This is a genomic window from Aeromicrobium sp. Sec7.5 (assembly GCF_036867135.1).
In the GTDB taxonomy this organism is placed as follows: Bacteria; Actinomycetota; Actinomycetes; order Propionibacteriales; family Nocardioidaceae; genus Aeromicrobium.
On the sequence record NZ_JBAJIJ010000002.1, the window covers coordinates 362,467 to 381,415 of the forward strand.

At 71.6% G+C, this 18,949-nt stretch carries 23 protein-coding genes; 9 read left to right on the plus strand and 14 right to left on the minus strand.

Annotated elements, in window-relative coordinates; all coding sequences use genetic code 11:
* The first annotated feature begins 94 nt into the window (after window positions 1-94).
* Both V6S66_RS15070 and V6S66_RS15075 read left to right on the plus strand, forming a co-directional pair.
* Window positions 95-520 (plus strand): DUF302 domain-containing protein, encoded by a 426-nt coding sequence (locus tag V6S66_RS15070; RefSeq protein ID WP_334207601.1) that lies wholly within the window; start codon window positions 95-97, stop codon window positions 518-520.
* Window positions 504-764 carry a metal-sensitive transcriptional regulator gene (locus V6S66_RS15075; RefSeq protein WP_334207602.1) on the plus strand — a complete coding sequence of 87 codons (261 nt, stop codon included), beginning with the start codon at window positions 504-506 and terminating at the stop codon, window positions 762-764. The genes V6S66_RS15070 and V6S66_RS15075 overlap by 17 nt, the downstream gene beginning before the upstream one ends.
* 42 nt (window positions 765-806) lie before the next feature.
* On the opposite strand, the gene V6S66_RS15080 is transcribed toward V6S66_RS15075, so the two are convergent.
* Complete coding sequence (locus V6S66_RS15080) at window positions 807-1,436, minus strand: TetR/AcrR family transcriptional regulator (RefSeq protein WP_334207603.1); 630 nt, start codon at window positions 1,434-1,436, stop codon at window positions 807-809.
* A gap of 56 nt (window positions 1,437-1,492) precedes the next feature.
* Between V6S66_RS15080 and V6S66_RS15085 the strand changes: the two genes are divergently transcribed.
* From V6S66_RS15085 to V6S66_RS15105, 5 genes are all read left to right on the plus strand, one after another.
* Entirely contained in the window at window positions 1,493-1,687 is a 195-nt protein-coding gene (locus V6S66_RS15085; protein WP_334207604.1) for a hypothetical protein, read from the plus strand.
* Entirely contained in the window at window positions 1,684-3,615 is a 1,932-nt protein-coding gene (locus V6S66_RS15090; protein WP_334207605.1) for a linalool dehydratase/isomerase domain-containing protein, read from the plus strand. The genes V6S66_RS15085 and V6S66_RS15090 overlap by 4 nt, the downstream gene beginning before the upstream one ends.
* A gap of 50 nt (window positions 3,616-3,665) precedes the next feature.
* Window positions 3,666-4,490 carry an oxygenase MpaB family protein gene (locus V6S66_RS15095; protein ID WP_334207606.1) on the plus strand — a complete coding sequence of 275 codons (825 nt, stop codon included), beginning with the start codon at window positions 3,666-3,668 and terminating at the stop codon, window positions 4,488-4,490.
* 101 nt (window positions 4,491-4,591) lie between these two features.
* Window positions 4,592-5,485 (plus strand): siderophore-interacting protein, encoded by an 894-nt coding sequence (locus V6S66_RS15100; protein ID WP_334207607.1) that lies wholly within the window; start codon window positions 4,592-4,594, stop codon window positions 5,483-5,485.
* Window positions 5,486-5,495: 10 nt separating this feature from the next.
* Window positions 5,496-6,104: a TetR/AcrR family transcriptional regulator gene (locus V6S66_RS15105; protein WP_334207608.1), complete on the plus strand. Its 609-nt coding sequence runs from the start codon at window positions 5,496-5,498 to the stop codon at window positions 6,102-6,104.
* 28 nt (window positions 6,105-6,132) lie between these two features.
* On the opposite strand, the gene V6S66_RS15110 is transcribed toward V6S66_RS15105, so the two are convergent.
* Genes V6S66_RS15110 through V6S66_RS15140 form a run of 7 tightly spaced genes read right to left on the minus strand, consistent with a single transcriptional unit; the run spans window position 6,133 to window position 12,594 of the window.
* On the minus strand, window positions 6,133-7,239 hold the full coding sequence (locus V6S66_RS15110) for an NAD(P)/FAD-dependent oxidoreductase (protein ID WP_334207609.1): 1,107 nt from the start codon (window positions 7,237-7,239) through the stop codon (window positions 6,133-6,135).
* Window positions 7,236-7,430, minus strand: a complete 195-nt coding sequence (locus tag V6S66_RS15115) for a ferredoxin (protein WP_334207610.1) — start codon at window positions 7,428-7,430, stop codon at window positions 7,236-7,238. The genes V6S66_RS15110 and V6S66_RS15115 overlap by 4 nt, the downstream gene beginning before the upstream one ends.
* A 2-nt stretch (window positions 7,431-7,432) precedes the next feature.
* The gene (locus V6S66_RS15120; protein ID WP_334207611.1) at window positions 7,433-8,626 is read right to left on the minus strand and encodes a cytochrome P450; all 1,194 of its coding nucleotides are present in this window, start codon (window positions 8,624-8,626) and stop codon (window positions 7,433-7,435) included.
* Window positions 8,623-10,167 carry a bifunctional 3-(3-hydroxy-phenyl)propionate/3-hydroxycinnamic acid hydroxylase MhpA gene (gene mhpA, locus V6S66_RS15125; RefSeq protein ID WP_334207612.1) on the minus strand — a complete coding sequence of 515 codons (1,545 nt, stop codon included), beginning with the start codon at window positions 10,165-10,167 and terminating at the stop codon, window positions 8,623-8,625. Before mhpA ends, V6S66_RS15120 begins: the two co-directional genes overlap by 4 nt.
* The gene (locus V6S66_RS15130; protein ID WP_334207613.1) at window positions 10,164-10,517 is read right to left on the minus strand and encodes a DoxX family protein; all 354 of its coding nucleotides are present in this window, start codon (window positions 10,515-10,517) and stop codon (window positions 10,164-10,166) included. The genes mhpA and V6S66_RS15130 overlap by 4 nt, the downstream gene beginning before the upstream one ends.
* Window positions 10,514-11,452 carry a fumarylacetoacetate hydrolase family protein gene (locus V6S66_RS15135; protein ID WP_334207614.1) on the minus strand — a complete coding sequence of 313 codons (939 nt, stop codon included), beginning with the start codon at window positions 11,450-11,452 and terminating at the stop codon, window positions 10,514-10,516. Before V6S66_RS15135 ends, V6S66_RS15130 begins: the two co-directional genes overlap by 4 nt.
* On the minus strand, window positions 11,449-12,594 hold the full coding sequence (locus tag V6S66_RS15140; RefSeq protein WP_334207615.1) for a VOC family protein: 1,146 nt from the start codon (window positions 12,592-12,594) through the stop codon (window positions 11,449-11,451). Before V6S66_RS15140 ends, V6S66_RS15135 begins: the two co-directional genes overlap by 4 nt.
* Window positions 12,595-12,681: 87 nt before the next feature.
* On the opposite strand from V6S66_RS15140, the gene V6S66_RS15145 reads away from it, so the two are divergent.
* Window positions 12,682-13,332 carry a TetR/AcrR family transcriptional regulator gene (locus tag V6S66_RS15145; RefSeq protein ID WP_334207616.1) on the plus strand — a complete coding sequence of 217 codons (651 nt, stop codon included), beginning with the start codon at window positions 12,682-12,684 and terminating at the stop codon, window positions 13,330-13,332.
* Window positions 13,333-13,356: 24 nt separating this feature from the next.
* Here V6S66_RS15145 and V6S66_RS15150 read toward each other — a convergent pair whose 3' ends face one another.
* Window positions 13,357-13,719, minus strand: a complete 363-nt coding sequence (locus V6S66_RS15150) for a DUF1330 domain-containing protein (protein ID WP_334207617.1) — start codon at window positions 13,717-13,719, stop codon at window positions 13,357-13,359.
* 131 nt (window positions 13,720-13,850) lie between these two features.
* Here V6S66_RS15150 and V6S66_RS15155 point away from each other — a divergent pair, with 131 nt between their 5' ends.
* The gene (locus V6S66_RS15155) at window positions 13,851-14,687 is read left to right on the plus strand and encodes a Cof-type HAD-IIB family hydrolase (protein ID WP_334207618.1); all 837 of its coding nucleotides are present in this window, start codon (window positions 13,851-13,853) and stop codon (window positions 14,685-14,687) included.
* A gap of 15 nt (window positions 14,688-14,702) precedes the next feature.
* Here V6S66_RS15155 and V6S66_RS15160 read toward each other — a convergent pair whose 3' ends face one another.
* From V6S66_RS15160 to V6S66_RS15180, 5 genes are read right to left on the minus strand one after another with little or no spacing between them, the layout of a single operon-like run.
* Complete coding sequence (locus tag V6S66_RS15160) at window positions 14,703-15,266, minus strand: nucleotidyltransferase family protein (protein ID WP_334207619.1); 564 nt, start codon at window positions 15,264-15,266, stop codon at window positions 14,703-14,705.
* Window positions 15,259-16,122 (minus strand): ABC transporter permease, encoded by an 864-nt coding sequence (locus V6S66_RS15165; protein WP_334207620.1) that lies wholly within the window; start codon window positions 16,120-16,122, stop codon window positions 15,259-15,261. The genes V6S66_RS15160 and V6S66_RS15165 overlap by 8 nt, the downstream gene beginning before the upstream one ends.
* Before the next feature lies 1 nt (window position 16,123).
* Complete coding sequence (locus V6S66_RS15170; RefSeq protein ID WP_334207621.1) at window positions 16,124-16,906, minus strand: ABC transporter permease; 783 nt, start codon at window positions 16,904-16,906, stop codon at window positions 16,124-16,126.
* Between the two features lie 10 nt (window positions 16,907-16,916).
* Window positions 16,917-17,744 (minus strand): ABC transporter ATP-binding protein, encoded by an 828-nt coding sequence (locus tag V6S66_RS15175; RefSeq protein WP_334207622.1) that lies wholly within the window; start codon window positions 17,742-17,744, stop codon window positions 16,917-16,919.
* Between the two features lie 6 nt (window positions 17,745-17,750).
* Entirely contained in the window at window positions 17,751-18,803 is a 1,053-nt protein-coding gene (locus V6S66_RS15180) for an ABC transporter substrate-binding protein (protein WP_334207623.1), read from the minus strand.
* Window positions 18,804-18,949 lie beyond the last annotated feature (146 nt).

The following is an 18,949-nucleotide window of genomic DNA, read 5'->3' on the forward strand; positions in this document are numbered from 1 at the left end:
TGGAGTCGACGTATCCCCCCAGGGGGATGTAAGATCGACCGTAACATATCCCCCCGGGGGGTTATTCTGATCCCCACCAGACGAGGAGTCACCCATGACGACGTTCACGATGACCACGACGCTCGATGCCACGTACGACGAGACCGTGCAGCGCGTGCGGGACCTGCTGCCCGAGGCGGGGTTCGGGATCCTGACCGAGATCGACCTGCAGGCGACGCTGCGCACCAAGCTCGGGGTCGAGGTGGAGCCGCAGGTGATCCTCGGTGCGTGCCGACCGCAGCTGGCGCACCGCGCGATCGAGGCCGACCCGCGGCTGGCCGCGATGCTGCCGTGCAACGTGGTCGTCGCGGCGCAGTCCGACGGCACGACCCGCGTCGACGTGTTCGATCCCGCCGTCATGACGTCGTTCAGCGACGCTCCCGACCTCGCGGCCATCGCAGCCGAGGCCCGCGACCTGCTCGCTGGCATGCTGGCCGCACTCGACGCCACCCCGGAGGACTCCCATGCAGCTCGACGCTGACGACGTCAAGGCGGTCACGACCCGCCTCAAGCGCGCCCACGGGCATCTCGCCTCGGTCATCCGCATGCTCGAGGAGGGCGCCGAGTGCGAGGACGCCCTCACGCAGCTCGCGGCCGTCAACAAGGCCATCAACCGCGGCGGCTACGCCCTCGTCGCCACGGGCCTGCACCAGTGCCTGACCGAGCAGGGCCCCGACAGCGTCGACACCAAGAAGCTCGAGAAGCTCTTCCTCGCCCTGGCCTGAGCCGCGGAAGGCCTGCCCCACCGCACGTCGTGCCGCGGAGCCTCAGGCCTCGGCACCCCGATCGCCGATCCTGACTGCCGCGTGGGCCCCCAGGTCCACCATGTGGGCGATGAGCTCGTCCCGCGTGAGGTCGAGGCGACCCTGGAGCCAGAGCGCGACGACGTGGGTCGAGCCCGAGACCAGGAGATGGCCCGTGACCCGGTCGCGGGGATCGATCACCTTCCCGCCGGCCACCTGGAGCAGCAGCTGGTCGACGAAGCCCTCGACCGCGCGGTCTCGCGTCGCGAGCAGCGCCGGGTTTCCCGCCGACTCCAGGTAGAGACGCGCGACCCGCGGGTCGTCCATCGCGTCGATCGCGCCCGCGACGGCGACCCGCACGAGCCCCTCCGGGGTGGCGTCGGCTCGCACGGCCGTGGAGGCGATCGCCTCCCCCACCCGGTCGAAGACCTCCTGCAGAGTCGCGGAGAGCAAGGCGTCGAGGGAGTCGAAGCTCTCGTAGAAGTACCGCTTGGCCACGCCGGCGCGGGCGCTGACCGCCCCGACGGTCAGGGCGACGACGCCACCCTCACCCACCGCGTCGAGCGTCGCTGCCACGAGCTTCTGCCGTCGCTCGGCACGGCGCGCCTCCTCCGGGACGCCTGCGTACATCCGTCGAGATCCGTCGGCTGGCATGGCCTCATCTTGACAGGGCTGCGCGGGCCGTGTCAGGTTGATCTGAAACTGCTACGATGCAGTTCCTGATTGGAGTCCCCATGGTGTGCTGCATCGCCGCCGTCGCCGTCCTCGCGGTGCTCGGCAAGGTCGTCGGTCGACCGTGGGCCTGGCTCCGTGGGCGCGGCGCCGCCCCGGCGGAGAGCGCGATGCCTCCACCCGCGCGGTACGACGTCCCGGCGAACCACACCCCCCAGGCGGCTGCGCGATGACCGACGTCCGACTCGAGACCCAGGCGCAGACCCGATCGGTGGCGGTGCCGCCGCTCGACCACCGAGCCCCCGTCCTCTCCCCCGTCACCCGCCGCGCCATGGGTCGAGCGCTCGGCCTCTACGCCGTCGTCTGGACCGTGGCCACCGGCCTGGCCGTGACCGGGCGGCAGCCGCTCGTCGACATCGGGGCCAGCCTCTACCTGCCGGGCGGAGCCCACCTCGCCAACGGCCACCTCGTGCACGGTGCCGTGGTGCTCGCGAGCTTCGCCGTCTGCGTGCTGCTGTGGTGGATGATCGGCGCGTTCGCCGCACCCCTGGCCGTGTGGGCCATCGACGTCGTCGCCGTGGCGGTCATCAGCCATGGCCAAGCCGGGGGCGCCGAGCTGGCGCTCGTGGCGGCAGCCGTCCCCGCCCTGCTCGTGGCCTCGTTCACCTGGCACGCGATCCGGCACCGCCTCAGGCTGCGTCGTGCCGGTCACCTGAACGAGCGCCTGGCCGCACGGTCCTTCGCCGTCACGACGATCCCCTCCCAGGCGAGCCTGCCCGTGCGGGAGGCCTCGGTCGACGACCTGTCGCGCCTGCGGTTCGCGCTCGACCTCGCCCTGCAGCCGCTCGAGTCCTTCGCGGGCTTCGACCGCCGCGACCAGTTCCGCGAGGCCGCCCTGCGGTACCAGCTGTGCATCCTCGGCTACGCCCTGTCGGCGTTCCAGTACAACTCCGCACCGGCGTTCGGGGGCTACCTGACCGAGGCCCACGCCCGGTCCATCGCCAAGATGAGCGACCGCCGCGTCTGGGGCTACTGGGCGCTCGAGAACGCGTGGGGCCGGTTCTCCCTGGGCCGCGACCCGGTCGCGAACGACGACAACATCATGCTCACGGGTTGGCAGGGAGCCTCGGTCGGCATGTTCGAGACCCTCTCCGACGACCGGTTCTCCCGCCCCGGCGCCCTCACGTACCGCTGGTCCGACGACGAGGAGTACCCGTACGAGTTCGGGTCGTTGGCGTCGTCGATCCAGCGCAACATGGAGCGTTCGGAGTACACGCTCTACTCCTGCGAGCCGCGGTGGATCTACCCCGTCTGCAACACGTTCGGCGTGAACACCCTGGCGCTGCACGACCGCCTGCACGGCACGACCCACTTCGACGAGCTCGAGGACCGGATCCGGCAGGCGTACCTCGAGGAGTTCCACCGCCCCGACGGCCGGGTCGTCGGCGTGCGCTCCGAGACCCTCGGACTGTCGTGGAGCCCGTGGTCCGGCGACGGCGTCTGGCTGCCCACGACCTACTGGATGCACCCGACGATGCCGGACCTCGCCCACCGCTCCTGGTGGCTCATGCGCGAGACGGTGCTGCAGGAGGACGAGGGCCGGTTCTCCCTCCCGCCCAGCCTGGCCAACCGGTGCGATTCCGGTTCGTACGCCTTCGGCAAGGCCACGTTCGGCCAGGTCCTGCTGGCCATGGCCGCCCGTGAGATCGGCGACGAGGAGGTGGCCTCCAGCGTGCTGGACCAGCTCGACCACGAGGAGACGATCGAGCGCTCCGGCGGCGCCGCGCGCTACACGGGCCTCTCGACGCAGGGCAATCTCTATGCGCTGATGGCGAGGTTCGGACGTCATGCCGGCGTGCGCGACCTCGTGCGGCACGGCCTGCCCGAGACCTGGCAGAACGGCCCCCGGCTCGCCGAGGCGGCCTACCCGGACGTGCTCGTCGCGAAGGCCGTGACCGACGGCCGGGCCCTGGAGTGCGTCCTGCACCCCGGCGGCGAACCCGTGCGGACGCGGGTCCTGGTGGACCGTCTCCGCCCGGGCGGCCACTACGTGGTCCGCGGCGCCACCGAGGTCGAGGTGGTGGCCGACGCCCGCGGCGGCGCCACGCTCGAGATCGACCTCGGCGGCCGGACCGAGCTCACGGTGGAGCCGGCGCCGTGAGGCGCGCCTCGGGCCGTTCGGTCCGTCGGCGGATCGCTGCCCTCGACCCCGTGAGCGACGCCGACGAGATCGCTCGCCTGTCCCTCGTGACGCTGCACGGACTCAGCCCGTTGGTGTACGCGCTCTTCACCGTGGCATTCCTGAAGCAGGTGGCCGTGCCCACGATGGCGCGCACCCTCTACCGGCACGGCACCGGAGACATCGTGCGCGCGACGATCCTGCGCAACGACGACACCATCGTGTTCTTCGGCCAGCTCCTCGACCACGGCCCGGGCTCGCCGATGGGGCAGGAGTGGATCGAACGCCTCAACCGGATCCACGCCCACTTCCCGCTGCGCAACGGCGACTCCCTCTACACCTTGGCCACGCTCGCGCTCGACCCCGAGTCCATCACCGGCGCCCTGGGCGTCTCCCTGTTCTCGCCCACCGAGCTCGAGGCGCACTGGCAGTTCTGGCGATCCGTCGCCGAGCGCCAGCACGTCACCGACATCCCCGCGTCGCGCGACGAGCTGCGCACCTGGTCCGCGGCCTACGAGCAGGCGGAGCACATCGCCAGCCACGACGGCCGAGAGATCGCCGCTGCGCTCGTGACCGCCTTCGGTGAGCGCTGCCTGCCCCGCGTCCTGCGACGCTGGGACGGTCAGGTCATCGCCGCCCTGTGCCCGTCGCGGCTCCGCGAGGTGCACGGACTGCCCGAGCCGTCCGCCGTCGTCGCGATCCTGACCCGGGCGGCCCTGAGGGCGTACGCCGTGACGGCCGGCGTCCGTCGTGTGCCGGCCGACCGCTCGCTGGTCCGGGACTTCGGGACGGCCCGGTACGGCGACCGCCCGGTGGAGGACGTCGGGTACCAGCGAAGGCCCGGCCGAGGCGCGTAGTCGATCCACGCCACTCGGCGCCGAGCGGCGGACCGGTACGGTTCCGACCGGGTCGCCGGCACGCGACTCGCCCCCGCCGGACCACTCGAGAGGACCACTCGATGGCGACCATCCGCGAGAAGATCCGCACCCTCAGCCAGAGTCGTCTGGTCTCGATCGACGATCAGGTGAAGGTCGTCGCGACGGAGCGGATCTCGCCGAGCTTCCAGCGCGTCGCCCTCCGTGGTGCGTGCCTCTCGGCCTACGACACGGTCCGTCCGGCCGACGGGTTCAAGATCGAGCTCGGCACGCCGGAGGCGTTTGCGATCCGCGGGTTCACGGTGCGCCGGTTCGACCCTGCCGAGCTGACGCTCCACGCCGACGTCCACCTGCACCCGCACAGCCCGTCGGCGGCCTGGGCCCAGGACCCGGACCTCGACCGACCCCTCCGATTCCTCGGGTTCCGGCGCGACTTCGCGATCGGTGACGGCGTCGAGCAGCACGTCCTCGTCGCCGATGCCAGCGCGATCCCGGCGGTGGCGACGATCCTCGAGGCGATCCCGAGCGACCACCGGGTCGTCGTGGTCGCGGAGGCTCCGGCGGAGCAGGACCTGGCGCTCCTCGGAGCGGGCCGCCACGTCGAGGTCCGCCCGGTCGTGGGCGCACCGTCGGTCGGGGTCGACAGCCCGCTCGCCACGGCCGCCCGAGACCTCGCGACCGGACCGGAGGCCCAGTACTGGGTCTCGGCCGAGTCCAGCACCGTCCGCGCCATCCGGCGCCACCTGCTCGACGGCGGCGTGCCGCGGGGCCACCTGCACGCGACCGCCTACTGGATCGCCGGCACGACGAGCACCCAGCGCGACGCCCGGGAGGCGGTCGCCTACACGCGCGCGGTCGAGGCCGGGCTCGACGTCGACGACCCCCAGGTCTACGACCTCCTCGAGTTCGACGGCGACGCGGCCGCGGGCGCTCCGGACGCCGCTCGGTCCGCCGCTGGAGACCGAGCCCGGACCTAGGATCGCCTGCATGGTCCGCACGCAGCCCGACGACGAGGAGTCCAAGTCGGCGCGGACCCGCCGGCGCATCCTCGACGCCGCCGCCGAGGTGCTCGCCACTCGCGGGTACGCCAGCACCCGGCTCGGGGAGGTCGCTGAGAAGGCCGAGGTGCAGGCACCAGCCATCTACTACTACTTCGCCTCGCGCGAGGACCTCGTGGAGGAGGTCCTGCACTCCGGCACCGCAGGGATGCGCGAGCACCTCGAGGCCGCCCTCGACACCCTGCCGGACGACACCGCGCCGCTGGAGCGACTCTCGGTGGCGGTCGTGGCGCACCTGCGTCACCTGCTGGATCCGTCGAGCTATGCCGCGGCGACCGTCCGGAACGCCGCGCACGTCCCCGACGCCGTGCGCCACCGCCTCATGGCATCGCATGGTGCGCACGACGACATCTGGGCGCGCCTGCTGCAAACGGCCCAGGCGGCCGGCGAGATCCGCGGCGATCTCGATCTCCACCACGCCCGCCTGCTCGTGACCGGAGCACTGAACCAGACCCTCGAGTGGCGTGACGACCGGCGCGGCGACCTCGAGTCGCTCGCCGCGACGGCCTCGGCCTTCGTGCTGCGCGGCCTCACCTGAGCCCGCCGGCGCCGGACCGGCTTGATGCTCAGAGGTCGCGCAGCGCGGCACGCAGCTTGGGAACCGAGCGGCGGATGCCGTACGCCACGACCGACGACGAGCCCCACGCCAGCAGACCGCTCCCCGAGCCGGCGTCCTCCAGCACCTCCGGGTCGCCCACGAGCGGAACCGGACCGACGACCCTGATCGCCGTGCCGGCGATCTCGGTCCAGAAGTAGTGGTCCACGATCGGGTCCTCGACCGGCTGTCCGAGGATCGAGGCGGCCACGACCCGTCCCTGGGTGACCGCGTTGGCCCAGAACGGCGCACGGACGATGCCGTCACCGGTTCGCACCACGACGGCGTCCCCGGCGGCGTAGACGTCCGGCAGGCTCGTGCGCGCCCGGTCGTCGATCACGACACCGCCGTCGATCTCGAGGCCCGAGTCGCGGAGCCAGTCGGTCACCGGCTCGTCGCCGACGCAGCTCACGACGACGTCGGCCACGAGCACCTCGCCGTCCTCGAGCCGGACGCCCCGGACCGGCTCCCCCACCAGCTCCGCGCCCGACCGCCGAAAGACGATCCCGAGCGTGGCTGCACGCTGACAGACCGACGACGCCAGATGGGGGCCGAGCAGCCGCTCGAGCGGTGGGTCGACGTCCACGACGGTCACGGCCGCACCGGCCTTGGCTGCGGCCGTGGCCACCTCGAGCCCGAGGAACCCCGCGCCGACCACGACCGCTGACCTCGCCTCCGCGAACCGCTCCCGAAGACGACGGGCGTCATCGACGGTGCGCAGGACCGCCTCCCCGGTCTGTCCGGACGCCGCGATGCGCCGAGCCCGCGAACCGGTCGCGATCACGAGAGCGTCGAACGGGTGCGTGCCACCATCGGCGCTGAACACGGTCCGAGAGGCGTGGTCGAGGCCCGTGGCGACTGCGCGAACGTGCTCGAGGTCGAGGGAGGTGTGGTCCATCAGCACCGAGGGCTCGGCGCTCGCGTCGGCCAGCACGGCCTTCGACAGCGGCGGCCGGTTCGTGCCCGGCTCGGGGTCGACGAGGGTCAGTCGGCCGTCGTAGCCGTGGGAGCGGAGCTCACGCAGGACGGTGGCCCCAGCGGTCGACCCACCGACCACCACGACGTCGCGTGGGCTCATGCCAGCCGCAGCGCTGCCACCGGACAGGAGTCGGCCGCACGGCGACCGGCCGCCTCGTGCTCCGCCGGCAGGTCGGTTCCGTCGAAGTGGTGGACGAGGTCGCCCTCGTCGTCCAGGTCGAACACCTCGGGAGCCTGGTCGACGCACAGGCCGTGGCCCTCGCACCGGTCGTAGTCGGCGATGATCTTCATGGTCACTGTCCCCTTCCGTCGGCCACGAGCCGCAGCGGCAGGTGGTCGAGCTTGTGGATGATGTTGTTGAGTCCCCAGGTGGGCTGACCCGTGACCTCGAGGCGCTCGACGCGATCGACGATCGACCGCAGGATCGATTGCGTCTCGAGCCGGGCCAGGCCCTGGCCCGCGCAGCCGTGCGCGCCCTGCCCGAAGCCCAGCTGGGCGGCCGCGTCGCGGGTGATGTCGAACGTGCTCGGGTCGTCCCAGACACGCTCGTCGCGGTTGGCCGAGGCGTAGAACACGACGACCCGTGAACCGGCCTCCACGGCGACCCCGCCGATCTCGGTGTCGCGCTCGACGTGGCGCGCGAACGCGCGCAGCGGCGCCTCGAGCCGGACCACCTCGTTGACCGTGTTGGCGATCAGCGACGGATCCGCCTTGAGCGCCGCCCACTGGTCGGGGTGCGTGGCCAGGAGCATCAGGGCACTGGCGATCGCACTGATCGTCGTGTCGAGCGAAGGCGCGAGGTAGTCGATCATGAGGGCCGGACACTCGCCACGGCCCAGCTCGCCGCTCTCGACCTTCTCGAGGAGGTCGGCGCCCATCGAACCGGGCTGCACCGCGCCGCGCCGCACGACCGAGCGCGCGAACCGCATCATCCCGATCGTGGAGGGCGCCGTGCGAAGGGTCTGACCGTTGACCGGTCCGAGGGAGTCGAACGTGGCGCCGGCCCACCGCAGCAGGTTCTCGCGTCCCTCCTGGGGCCAGCCGATCAGGTCCGGCACGAACGAGGTCGGCAGTGCTTCGGCGATGTCGCCGACACCGTCGACGTGCTCCTTCTCGACCGCTGCCGCCACGACGGCGTCCGCACGCTGCTCGACCTCGTCGCGCATCGAGCGCAGGGCCTTCGGGGTCAGGCGCGACGCGAGGATCTTGCGGCGTCGGTCGTGCTCCTCGCCGTCGCTGTTGAGCGTCGTGCCGCGGCTCAGCCGGTTGGCCACGGGGTTGAGCGCCACGCCGCGGCCGGAGACGAACGTGGCGTCGTCCAGCAGCACCTGCTTGCAGTCGTCGTACCTCGTCACCGCCAGCACTCGCTGCTTGGCGAGGCGCACGACCGGACCGAGGGCCCGCATCTGCTCGTAGTGCGGGTACGGGTCGAGGATCGCGTCGCGCGAGTACACGTCGGGGCGGTAGGTCGGGATGGTCGTGGTCATGCAGGGACCTCGGCAGACGTGGGAGTGATCAGGGAGACGAGCCGACCGACGAGCGCGGAGACGTCCTGGCCGGAGGCCACGGTCGTCCGGTCCGGCCGCACCAGTGCGGCGGCGGCCCGGCCCTCGTGCAGCCAGGCAGACAGCTCAGGTCGGGACGCGACCTCGACAACGGCGCAACCCCGGGTCTCGAGCTCGCGCCGGTCGGACGGCGACGGGGCCGCCGCCGTCACCAGCGCCCAGCTCGGTCCGACCAGGTCGTCGACGACGCGGCGGCCGTTCACGACATTGGGACAGAGCCGGCCCGCCAGGCGGTCACCCCCACCCGGGGCGACGAGCGAGGAGCCGTGCAGCGGCGGGGTGGCGCTGTCGATGAACCGCCGCCGGACGAGCGGTGCGCGCTTGAGCAGCGGCACGACCGCGGCGCGCACTGCGTCCCCGACCCGACCGCCGCGGGTCATGACCGTGCCGAGGAGGTGCGCCATGTCGATCATCGACCGCGCGTGACGCGACCGCTCCGGCTCGTAGGTGTCGAGCACGTCGGCCGACAGGGACCCGTCGAGGAACCCGGCGACCTTCCACCCGAGGTTGCTCGCGTCGCGGATGCCTGCGCCCATGCCCTGACCGATGAACGGCGGCGTGAGGTGGGCGGCGTCGCCCAGCAGAAAGATGCGCCCGGCACGCCAGCGGTCGGCGATCGCGGCGCGGAAGGTGTACTCGGCCGACCGGATGACCTCCAGCGCCGACGGGTCGACGCCGGTCGTCCACGGGGCGAGCAGGGGCGCGAGCGCCGCGATCGAGGCGAAGTCGGTGGCCGCCTCGTGCTCGAGGAGCTGGAACTCCCAGCGGTACCGGTCCGGCCCGATGCGCATGTACGTGGCGGCCCGGGTGCTGTCACAGACCTGGTGGACGCCCTCCCACTGCTGCAGGTCGGCGCTGGTGCGGACGTCGACGACGAGCCACCGCTGCTCGAACCCCAGGTCGAGCATGGTCGAGCCGATCGACCGGCGGACGAGGCTGTTGGCGCCGTCGCAGCCGAGCAGGACCTCGGCGTCGAGGACCTGCTCCTCACCGGAGTCGCTCGCGCGCGCCCGCACGCGCACCCGGCCGTCGCCGATCCGCTCGATCGCGGTTACCTCGCGCCCACCCAGGAGCGTGATCTCCGCCGTCTCGGCCAGCCGCTCGCGCAGCAGGCCCTCGAGGTCCGGCTGGTCGAACATGCTGGCGCGGGTGAACCCCGTGCTGGGCGAGACCCCTTCGCGCGGGAACTCGCCCAGCACCCGGAGCCCGGCGTCGACCAGACGCAGGCCCCCGCCCGGACGCGAGATCGCGGCGAAGCGCTCGGCGACCCCGAGGCGGCCGAGGATGCGCAGCACCTCGTCGTCGAGGTGGACGGCCCGCGGCTGCGGGTAGACGCCTTCCCACCGATCGACCACGGTGCTGGGGATGCCGTGACGCGCGAGCTCGAGCGCCGCACACGCACCGGTGGGCCCTGCGCCGATGATCAGCACGGGGGTGACGTGCGGGGCCGGGGTCGTGCTCACGCCGTCCGCACCTGGAGCACGACGACCGCGACCACGGCGGCGCCCACGACGATCGCGGGCACCGCTTCGACCAGGCGATCTCCCGCGCGGACGTGGCACACGACGGCACCCACCATCATCGCGAGAAGGCCGAGGGCCGCGGCGATGCCGATCGGTGCCCACGCCAGTCCGGCGGCCAGTCCCCCGACACCCGCCACCTCCAGGCCACCGATGAGTCGGTAGCTCGCGACCGAGAAGCCCAGGTGCGCGGCCCGTGCCCGCATGTCGGGGACGGCCGCGACCTTGGCCGTCCCCGCCGCGGCCAGCACCGCACCGACGACGACCGTGAGGACGATCAGGGCCAGGCTCACGCGGTCCACCGCACGCTCGCGCGCTGGGACCCGAGGTCGATCTCCCCGTCGTCGGTCGCGATCGCGACCTCCACGAGGTCGCCGTCCTGCAGGTAGCGCGGGTTCTTGGCCTGCTTCTTGAAGAAGATGCGCCACTTGGTCGCCGGTGGCAGGAGCGAGCCGATGATCTCGATCGGCTTGGGCGGCGCGCTGAGGGCGGTGCCGACCGGGGTGCCCGTGAGGAGCAGGTCGCCGGGCGCGAGCTGCTGGAACCGGGCGAGCGCCCGGAACGCCTCGAGCGGGCCGTAGATGATGTCGGAGGCCAGCTCGTCCTGACGCAGCTCGCCGTTGACCCAGAGCCGCAGGCGCAGCTCGGCGAACCGGGCGAGCTCGCCCTCCTCCAGGATCAGCAGCACGGGTCCGACCGGCGTGAACGTGGGGTACGACTTGGACTCGTAGAACTGCGTCTTCGGCAGCTGCTGGTCGCGCGCCGAGACGTCGTTGGTCACGACGAGCGCCGCGACCATCCCCGGGAGATCGGACTCCGTGATCTCGGTGCCCACGGCCACCTCGCGCCCGATGACGAGGCCGATCTCGACCTCGTAGTCGAGCAGCGTCACGTGGGCCGGTCGCACGATGTCGTCGTGCGGTCCGTTGATCGAGCCGGAGGCCTTGCGGAAGAACGCCAGCGGGACCGCGCCGGGGTCCATGCCGGCGTCCTTGGCGTGGCTCGCGTAGTTGGCCATCTGGGCCACGACGCGGCACGGCGCCGTGACGGGCGAGACGAGCGCGAGGTCGGCGACCGGCACGGGATCGCCCGCCTCACGCGCCGCGAGCACGGCGCCCCGGTCGGCGAGGAGCTCGGCGGTCGTCGTCGCGGCGGTCGCGATGCGGACCGCGCCGTCGGGGCGCTGCAGCCACCAGGCGTCGGCGGTGCGGAGAACGGGAAGCGTCATGAGCGGGCAACTTTCATCAGGCCGAACAGGCGGGTCAGGTCGAACTCGTTGTCGTCGCGCAGGGCGGTGGTCATCGACAGGGCCTCCCGCAGCGACTCGCGGCCGGGCGCGATGCCGAGGAAGTCGGCGGTGGCGGGCGGACCCCACTGGGCCAGGCCGCTCGCCGTCATCTCGGCCCAGCCGGGCTCGAGGGACGCGTCGAACAGGTCGCCGTCGCTGAAGTGCTCGACGAGGAAGCCGTCCGGATCGCGCCAGTAGTCGAAGATCTGGCTGCCTTGGATGTGCCGGCCGATGCCCCAGGAGTGGTGGTACCCGAGGTCCTTCAGGTGCTCGCCGCCCGCCGCGAGGGCGTCGAGGTCGGCCACCTGGTACGCCGAGTGCACGTACCGGTTGCGGGGCCCGAGGGTCATGGCGAGCGTGTGGTGGTCGGCCGGGGTGTCCCCGCGGTCGCACCGGATGAAGCTCATCGTGGGGCCGCGGTGGCGCTGCCCCGGGAAGTAGAGGAAGTCCGAGACGATCAGGCCCAGGTGGTCGAGGTACCAGTTCAGCGACGCCAGGTACTTCGTGGTCTGCAGCACGACGTGCCCCAGCCGCTCCACGACGGCGGGCTGGCGCGGCGGCCTCTGCGTCGCGTTGGCTCGGTCGTGCGCACCGCCGAAGTTGAACGTGTGGACGGGCTGCGTCCCCAGAGCCGGGTGCTCGATCGTGTCGGCGACCACCCGGACCAGCGCTCCTGCCGGCTCGCGGACGTCGACACTCAGTCCGCCGAGGTGCTCCGGCAGCCGCCTGGCCTTGGTGCCGGTGGCCTCGGCGAGCCGGAGCAGGTCGGTCGTGGCGGCGGCACGGAAGGCCGGACCCACGAACCGTGATCCCTCGCCCTTGCGGATGACGACGCAGGGACTCCCGGCCAACGCGCCACGCAGATTGAGCTCGTGCGCCGAACGGTGCGTCACCTCGAAGCCGAAGGCGCGCGCGAACACCTCGGCAGCCGCGAGGTCGGGCTTCTCGAACTCCAGCCAGGCGATGTCGTGCACCTTGATGACGGGATCGGGCGACCGGTCGCGGTGCTCGCCGGACCGCGGGCCCTGCTCGCTGTGCAGGTCGCGGTGGCTGTCGTCGTGCTCATGGGCGATGACACTCATCGAGGATTCCTCCGAAACTGAAGATTTCTTCAGTCTAGGGTCACGGTCGCCCGTCGGCAAGCAGTTCCGGGGGCTAGGATCCGTGGCATGGCCGAAGTCCCGACGAGCACGTCACGCTTCGACCGCCGCCGCGCGCAGACCCGGTCCGCCCTCATCGCCGCGGCTCAGGACCTGCTGGTGGAGGGACGCACCGGCGTGCCGATCCAGGAGGTCACCGAGCGCGCCGACGTCGGCATCGGCACCTTCTACAACCACTTCGACTCGAAGGACGCCCTGTTCGCCGCGGCGATCGAGTCAGCCCTCGGGCAGTGGGCCGAGTCCCTCGACGCCGTCGACGACGGCACGACCGATCCGGCCGCTCTCTTCGCGCGCAGCTTCCGGCTCACCGGCCGGCTGCACCGGCTGGAGCCGCAGCTCAGCCGTGTGCTCCTGACCCAAGGGCACGCGCTCTCGAAGTCGCCCGACGGCATGGGGCCGCGCGCGCGGCGCGACATCCGGGCCGCACAGGAGGCCGGTCGCTTCCGCGAGGTCGACGTCGACCGGGCCATGGTCGTCGTGACGGGCGCGATGATCGAGCTGGGTCATCTGCTGCACGACCGGCCGGAGCTCGACGAGGCCTCGACGGTCGACGGTGTCGCGTCGGACGTCCTGGTCGCTCTCGGCCTCGACCGCACGGAGGCCGAACGCCTGTGCGCGGAGCCCCTGCCCTGGGTCGACCCGACGCCGAAGATCGGTTGACGATCAACCGGCCGTCGCGCCGATTCAGGCCCAGGGCGAGGTGGCCTGCAGCACGGCTTCCTCGAGTGCCTCGGTGCGCAGGTGCGTGATGCGCTGGTAGTCCGGATCGGCCACCATCTCGGAGAACGCGCTCCGCGAGGGGTAGCGCACGAGGAGCACGGCGTCCCAGCCGCTTCCGGCAGCGGGCACCAGCGACGTGCCGCACTCACCGGCGTAGACGACGGACCCGCCGACCTTCTGCAGGAACGGCAGGATCTCGCGCGAGTAGGAGGCGTAGGACTCGCGACCGTCCGGACGGAACCGCAGGAGGTTGAGCATCACGACCTCGCCGCCCTCGTCCTCCGCCAGGTAGCGCTTGAGGTCCTGCCCATTCGGATCGACCGCCACGCCGTCGCCTTTCCCGCGGAGCCGGTGGTTCCGGCTCGCTGGCACGCAGGCTAGCCGCCGGGCGACCTCCGGCGATGGGAATCCGAGGACCGCCACCACCCGGCGCGTCCCACCGCACGTACGGTCAGCCCATGACCCCCACCCCGCCGGGCGCGCTGCCCGACCTCCGGATGGTCGTCGCCGACATGGACGGCACCCTGCTCGACGCGGACGGCCGGGTGCCCGACGCCCTGTGGCCCCTCCTGGAGACGATGCGCGACCGGGAGATCGCCTTCGTCCCCGCGAGCGGACGTCAGTACGCCACGCTCGCCCAGCTCTTCGAGCGCGCCGCGGACGGCATGCCGTTCATCGCCGAGAACGGGACGTTCGTGGTGCGCGACGGTCGAGAGCTGGCCTCGGTCACGCTCGACCGCGAGCTCGTCGTCGACGCCGTCACCCTGCTCCGCCACCTGTCCGAGGAGGGCAGCGACCTCGGCGTGGTCGTCTGCGGCAAGCGGTCGGCGTACGTCGAGCGCACCGACGAGGCGTTCCTCGCCGAGTCACGCCGGTACTACGCCGCCCTCGAGCACGTGGCCGACCTGCTCGCCGTCGACGACGACGTCGTGAAGCTGGCGATCTTCGACTTCGGTGACGCCGAGACCGGCACAGCGCCGTCGCTCGAGCGCTTTCGCCGGACGCACCAGGTCGTGGTCTCCGGACCGCACTGGATCGACGTCATGGCAGCGGGGGCCAACAAGGGTCGAGCCGTGCAGCAGCTCCAGGAGCGGCTCGGCGTCACCGCCGCCCAGACCGCCGCCTTCGGCGACTACCTGAACGACCTCGAGATGCTCGACATGGCCGACCACTCCTTCGCGATGGCGAACGCCCACCCCGAGGTGCTGGCCCGAGCGCGGCACACCGCACCCTCGAACCTCGACAACGGTGTCGTCACGACGCTGCGCACGCTCCTCCACGGCGAACCGGCCTAGGTCACGACTCCACCGTCATGACGCCACGTCGACGTCGCGACCCCCACCGAGGTCGGTGCAGTCGACGCCGGTCGCGCCGCGCGCGGCGAGGTAGGACCGGGCACCGGCATCGCCGGCCAGGTGCCCGAGCAACGGGTCCCAGTGATCGCGTCCGATCACGACCGGGTGCCCCACACGCCCGTCGAACGTCGCTCGGCGGAGCGTCGCGGTGCCGGGGCGTGCGCCGAGCACGCGGACCACGGCGTCGGGCGACTGCTCCGGCAGGTCCACCAACGTCACCACGACGACCTCGGCGGAGGTCGTCGTCAACGCCAGGAGCCCGGCGCGCAGCGATGCGGACAGTCCGGTGCCGTGGTCGCGCACGACGACCGGGTCCACGTCCGCGGGCACGAGGTGGAGCGCACACTCCGCCAGGTCACCGAGTGACACCACGACGGGTCCGCAGCCGCCTCCGCGCAGCGCCTCGCACGCCACCGTGATCCACGGGGTGCCGTCCCCGGTGCGCGCCAGTGCCTTCGGCATGCCGAACCGCAGTCCCGAGCCGGCGGCCAGCACGAGGCCGGCCACCGCTTCAGGCACGACCGGCATCCTTCCCGAACCGGTTCAGCACGTACGACTCCACGACCTGCGCGACCGTGTACAGCACCAGCGACACGACCGTGATGACGACGACGAGCGCCCACACCTTGGTGTTCTGCGACTGGCCGGCTGCCGAGACGACGCCGTAGCCGATCCCCCGTCCGGTGGCGAGCCACTCCGCGATCAGCGCCCCGGTGATGGCGCCCGGCACCGAGATCCGGATCGCCGCGAACAGTGACGGCAGGGCGAAGGGGAACGCCACCTTGCGCAGGGCGTCCCAGTCGCTGCCGCCGTAGACGTGCACGAGGTCGCGCATCTGCTGCGACACGGCTCGCAGCCCGAACACGATCGTCACGAGCGCCGGGAACAGCACGACGATGCCGCTGATGACCGCGACCGAGGAGAACCCGCGACCGAAGATCAGGATGATGACCGGGGCCATCGCGATGAGCGGCACCGCGCGCAGGATCATCGCCACCGGCATGACGGCGGCCTCGATGCCCTTGCTGAGGACGATCAGCCCGGCCAGCACGATCGCCGCGGCCATGCCGGCGACGAACCCGATGCCCGAGTCGATCAAGGTGCGACCCAGGAGGTCGAGCACCTCGGTCCGGTTCTCGAGCGCGTCGTCGTCGCCGACGAGGTACGCCCACACGTCGGACGGGCCCTTCGCGATGAAGTCGTTGTCGACCCAGGCGACCCAGGCGACCCACAGCACCAGGATGATGAGCATGACCGACGCGCCGCTCAACAGCGTCTTGCCGATGCTCCAGCCGGCGCTCTTGAGCCGTCCGATCGCGACGTGCCGCGCGACGCTCTTGGGATCCTCCACGCGGACGATGCCGAACTCGGTCATGTCAGGCCGCCTTCCCGGTGGCCCACGGGGCGACGAGCCGCCCGAGCAGCCCGAACAGTGCGTAGCCGAGGCCCGCGACGGCGGCGCAAAGGAACATGATGCTCCAGGCTCGCTCCGCATCGAGGTTCTGCGCGGCGTTGATCAGGGCCGGCGCGACCCCCCGGTCGAGCCCCCCGATGTACTCGCCCAGGATCGCCCCGAGGAACGCCGTCGGCGCGGCGATCTGCAGCGACGAGACGATCGACGGCAGTGCCGCGACGAGCTGGACCCGCCGCATCTGCTGCCAGCGGCCACCGCCGTAGACGCTGACGACGTCGAGACTCGTGGCGTCCGCCGATCGGAAGCCCAGGACGGCACCGACGACCGTCGTGAAGAACACCGAGATCGCGGCGATCACGACCGCGGTCGGGCTGGGATCACCCGACTCCGGTGGCCCCAGCACGACGTAGAGGACCGGGACGAGCGCAACGAGCGGGAGGCAGTAGCTGATGACCGCCACCTGCATGATGGCCTTCTCCAGGAACGGCACCAGCAGCACCAGGGACGCGACGACGAGCGCCAGGCCGTTGCCCCACAGGAACCCCGTCGCCGCCTCCTCGATCGTGCCGGTGAAGTTGGCGCGGTAGAAGTCGAAGCCCGCGTCGCCGAACTCGGCGACGACCCCGCCCGGGGTGGGGATCTCCTTCTCCGACAGCACGGTCGCCGCCGCGAGCCACCACACCGCGACGAGGCCGAGCAACCCACCGCCACCGATGACGTACGGCCTGGCCCTCTCCGAGTTCACGGCAGCCAACTCAGTGCTCGCCCGCCGCGGCGCCACCGGCGCCGAACAGCAGCTCGGACGCCTCGTCGTGCAGCGCGTGGAACTCCGGCGTGCGCATCATCTCGGGCAGCCGGGGCCGGGGCAGGTCGACGTCGATGATCGCCTTGATCCGGCCCGGACGGGGACTCATGACAGCGACCCGGTCGGACAGGAAGATCGCCTCCGCGATGCCGTGCGTGACCATCAACGTCGTCGCGGGCTTCTCGGTCCAGATCCGCAGCAGCTCGACGTTGAGCCGCTGGCGCGTCATGTCGTCGAGCGCACCGAACGGCTCGTCGAGCAGCAGCACCGACGGCTTCACCACGAGCGAGCGCGCGATCGACACCCGCTGCCGCATGCCGCCCGAGAGCTGGGCCGGCTTGGCCTTCTCGAAGCCCTCGAGGCCGACGAGCCGGATGAGCTCGTCGATCAGCGCGGCGTCGGGCTTGGTGCCCGACACCTCGAACGGCAGACGGATGTTGGCCAGGACGCTGCGCCACGGCAGCAGCGCGGAGTCCTGGAAGGCGATCCCGAGCTCGTGGTCACGACGCAGCTCGAGCGGGCTCTTCCCCTCGACCAGCGCGGTGCCGCTGGTGGGCTTCTCGAGCCCGGCGAGGATCCGCAGGATCGTCGACTTGCCGCAGCCGGACGGACCGAGCAGCGACAGGAAGCTGCCCTTGTCGGTGAACAGCGTCGCGTCGTCGAGGGCCGTGACCTTCGTGCGACCGAGGCTGAACGTCTTGGAGAGGTTCTGGATGCGGACCCCGGTGCCCAGGGAGCCTTCGACTCCCTGGGCACCGGTGCCGGCGATGGCGTTCACGGGCACTTAGTCCTTGAGCTCCGGCTTGTCCTCGTACAGCTCGGTCAGCAACGAGAGGTCGAACAGGTCCGACGCCTCGAGGTCGATGCCGGCCGCCTCGAGGGTGGCCATGTTCTCGTCGATCAGGTCATCGGTGATCGTGAAGAAGCCGTTGGCCGTGACGTCCTCGGTCAGGATCAGCTCCTCGCACTGCGTCGTGGCCTGCTGGATCTCCTTGTCGAGCTCCAGGCCCAGGTCCTTGCCGTACTCGTCGACCGCGAGAGCGGCTCCGCCCTCGATGTCCGCGCAGGCGTCCTTCCAGCCGAGGATCTCGGCCTCGAGGAAGGCCTTGACCTTCTCCGGCTCGTTCTCGATCATCTCGTCGGTCGTGATGATGCTCTCCGCGACGAACGGCAGGCCGTTGTCGGCGAACAGCAGGTTCGTGACGGGCAGGCCCTGCGACTCGACGATGATCGACTCGTTCGTGACGTACGCGAGGAAGCCGTCGACCTCACCGTTGACCAGTGGGGCGGGGTCGTACTCGACCGGGACCTTCGTGACCTCGGACGGATCGATGTCGTTGGCGGCGAGCAGCGCGTCGAACAGGACCTCGTTGCCGCCGGCCTGGACGCCGATCTTCTTGCCCTTGAGGTCGTCGACCGTCGCGATGTTGCCGCCGGACTCCAGCGACAGGATGGTGAACGGGTTCTTCTGGTAGGTCGTGCCGACGATCTTGAGCGGCGCGTCCTCCTCGGCCACGATCTGACCGACCGTGACGGCGTTGGTGAGGCCGAAGTCGGCATTGCCCGAGAGCACGAGGTTCTCAGTGGCGCCCGGACCCGCGTTCAGGGTGACCGAGCTGAAGCCCGCGTCGGTGTAGTAACCCTTCGAGTCGGCGAAGAACTCGCCGGCGAACTCCGCGTTCTTGATCCAGGAGAGCTGGACCGTCAGCTCGCCGAAGTCGCCGGAGTCCGCGTCGGACCCCCCGTCGGAGTCCGAGCCGCAGGCCGCGAGCACGAGCCCGGCGGCGACGAGCACCGTCGCGACGCGAAAGCGTCCCGTGCGAGGTGAGTACTTCATGTGGAACTCCCATTCGATGTGGTGCGGCGGCCACCTTCCGGTGCCGCTCGCGACGAAACCCCCGTTGCGTCATGCGAACGTAGGAGCCTCGCGTTTCACGGCGCGTACCGTGCCGATGACACGGGGGTTAAGAAGTCGCGGGTGGG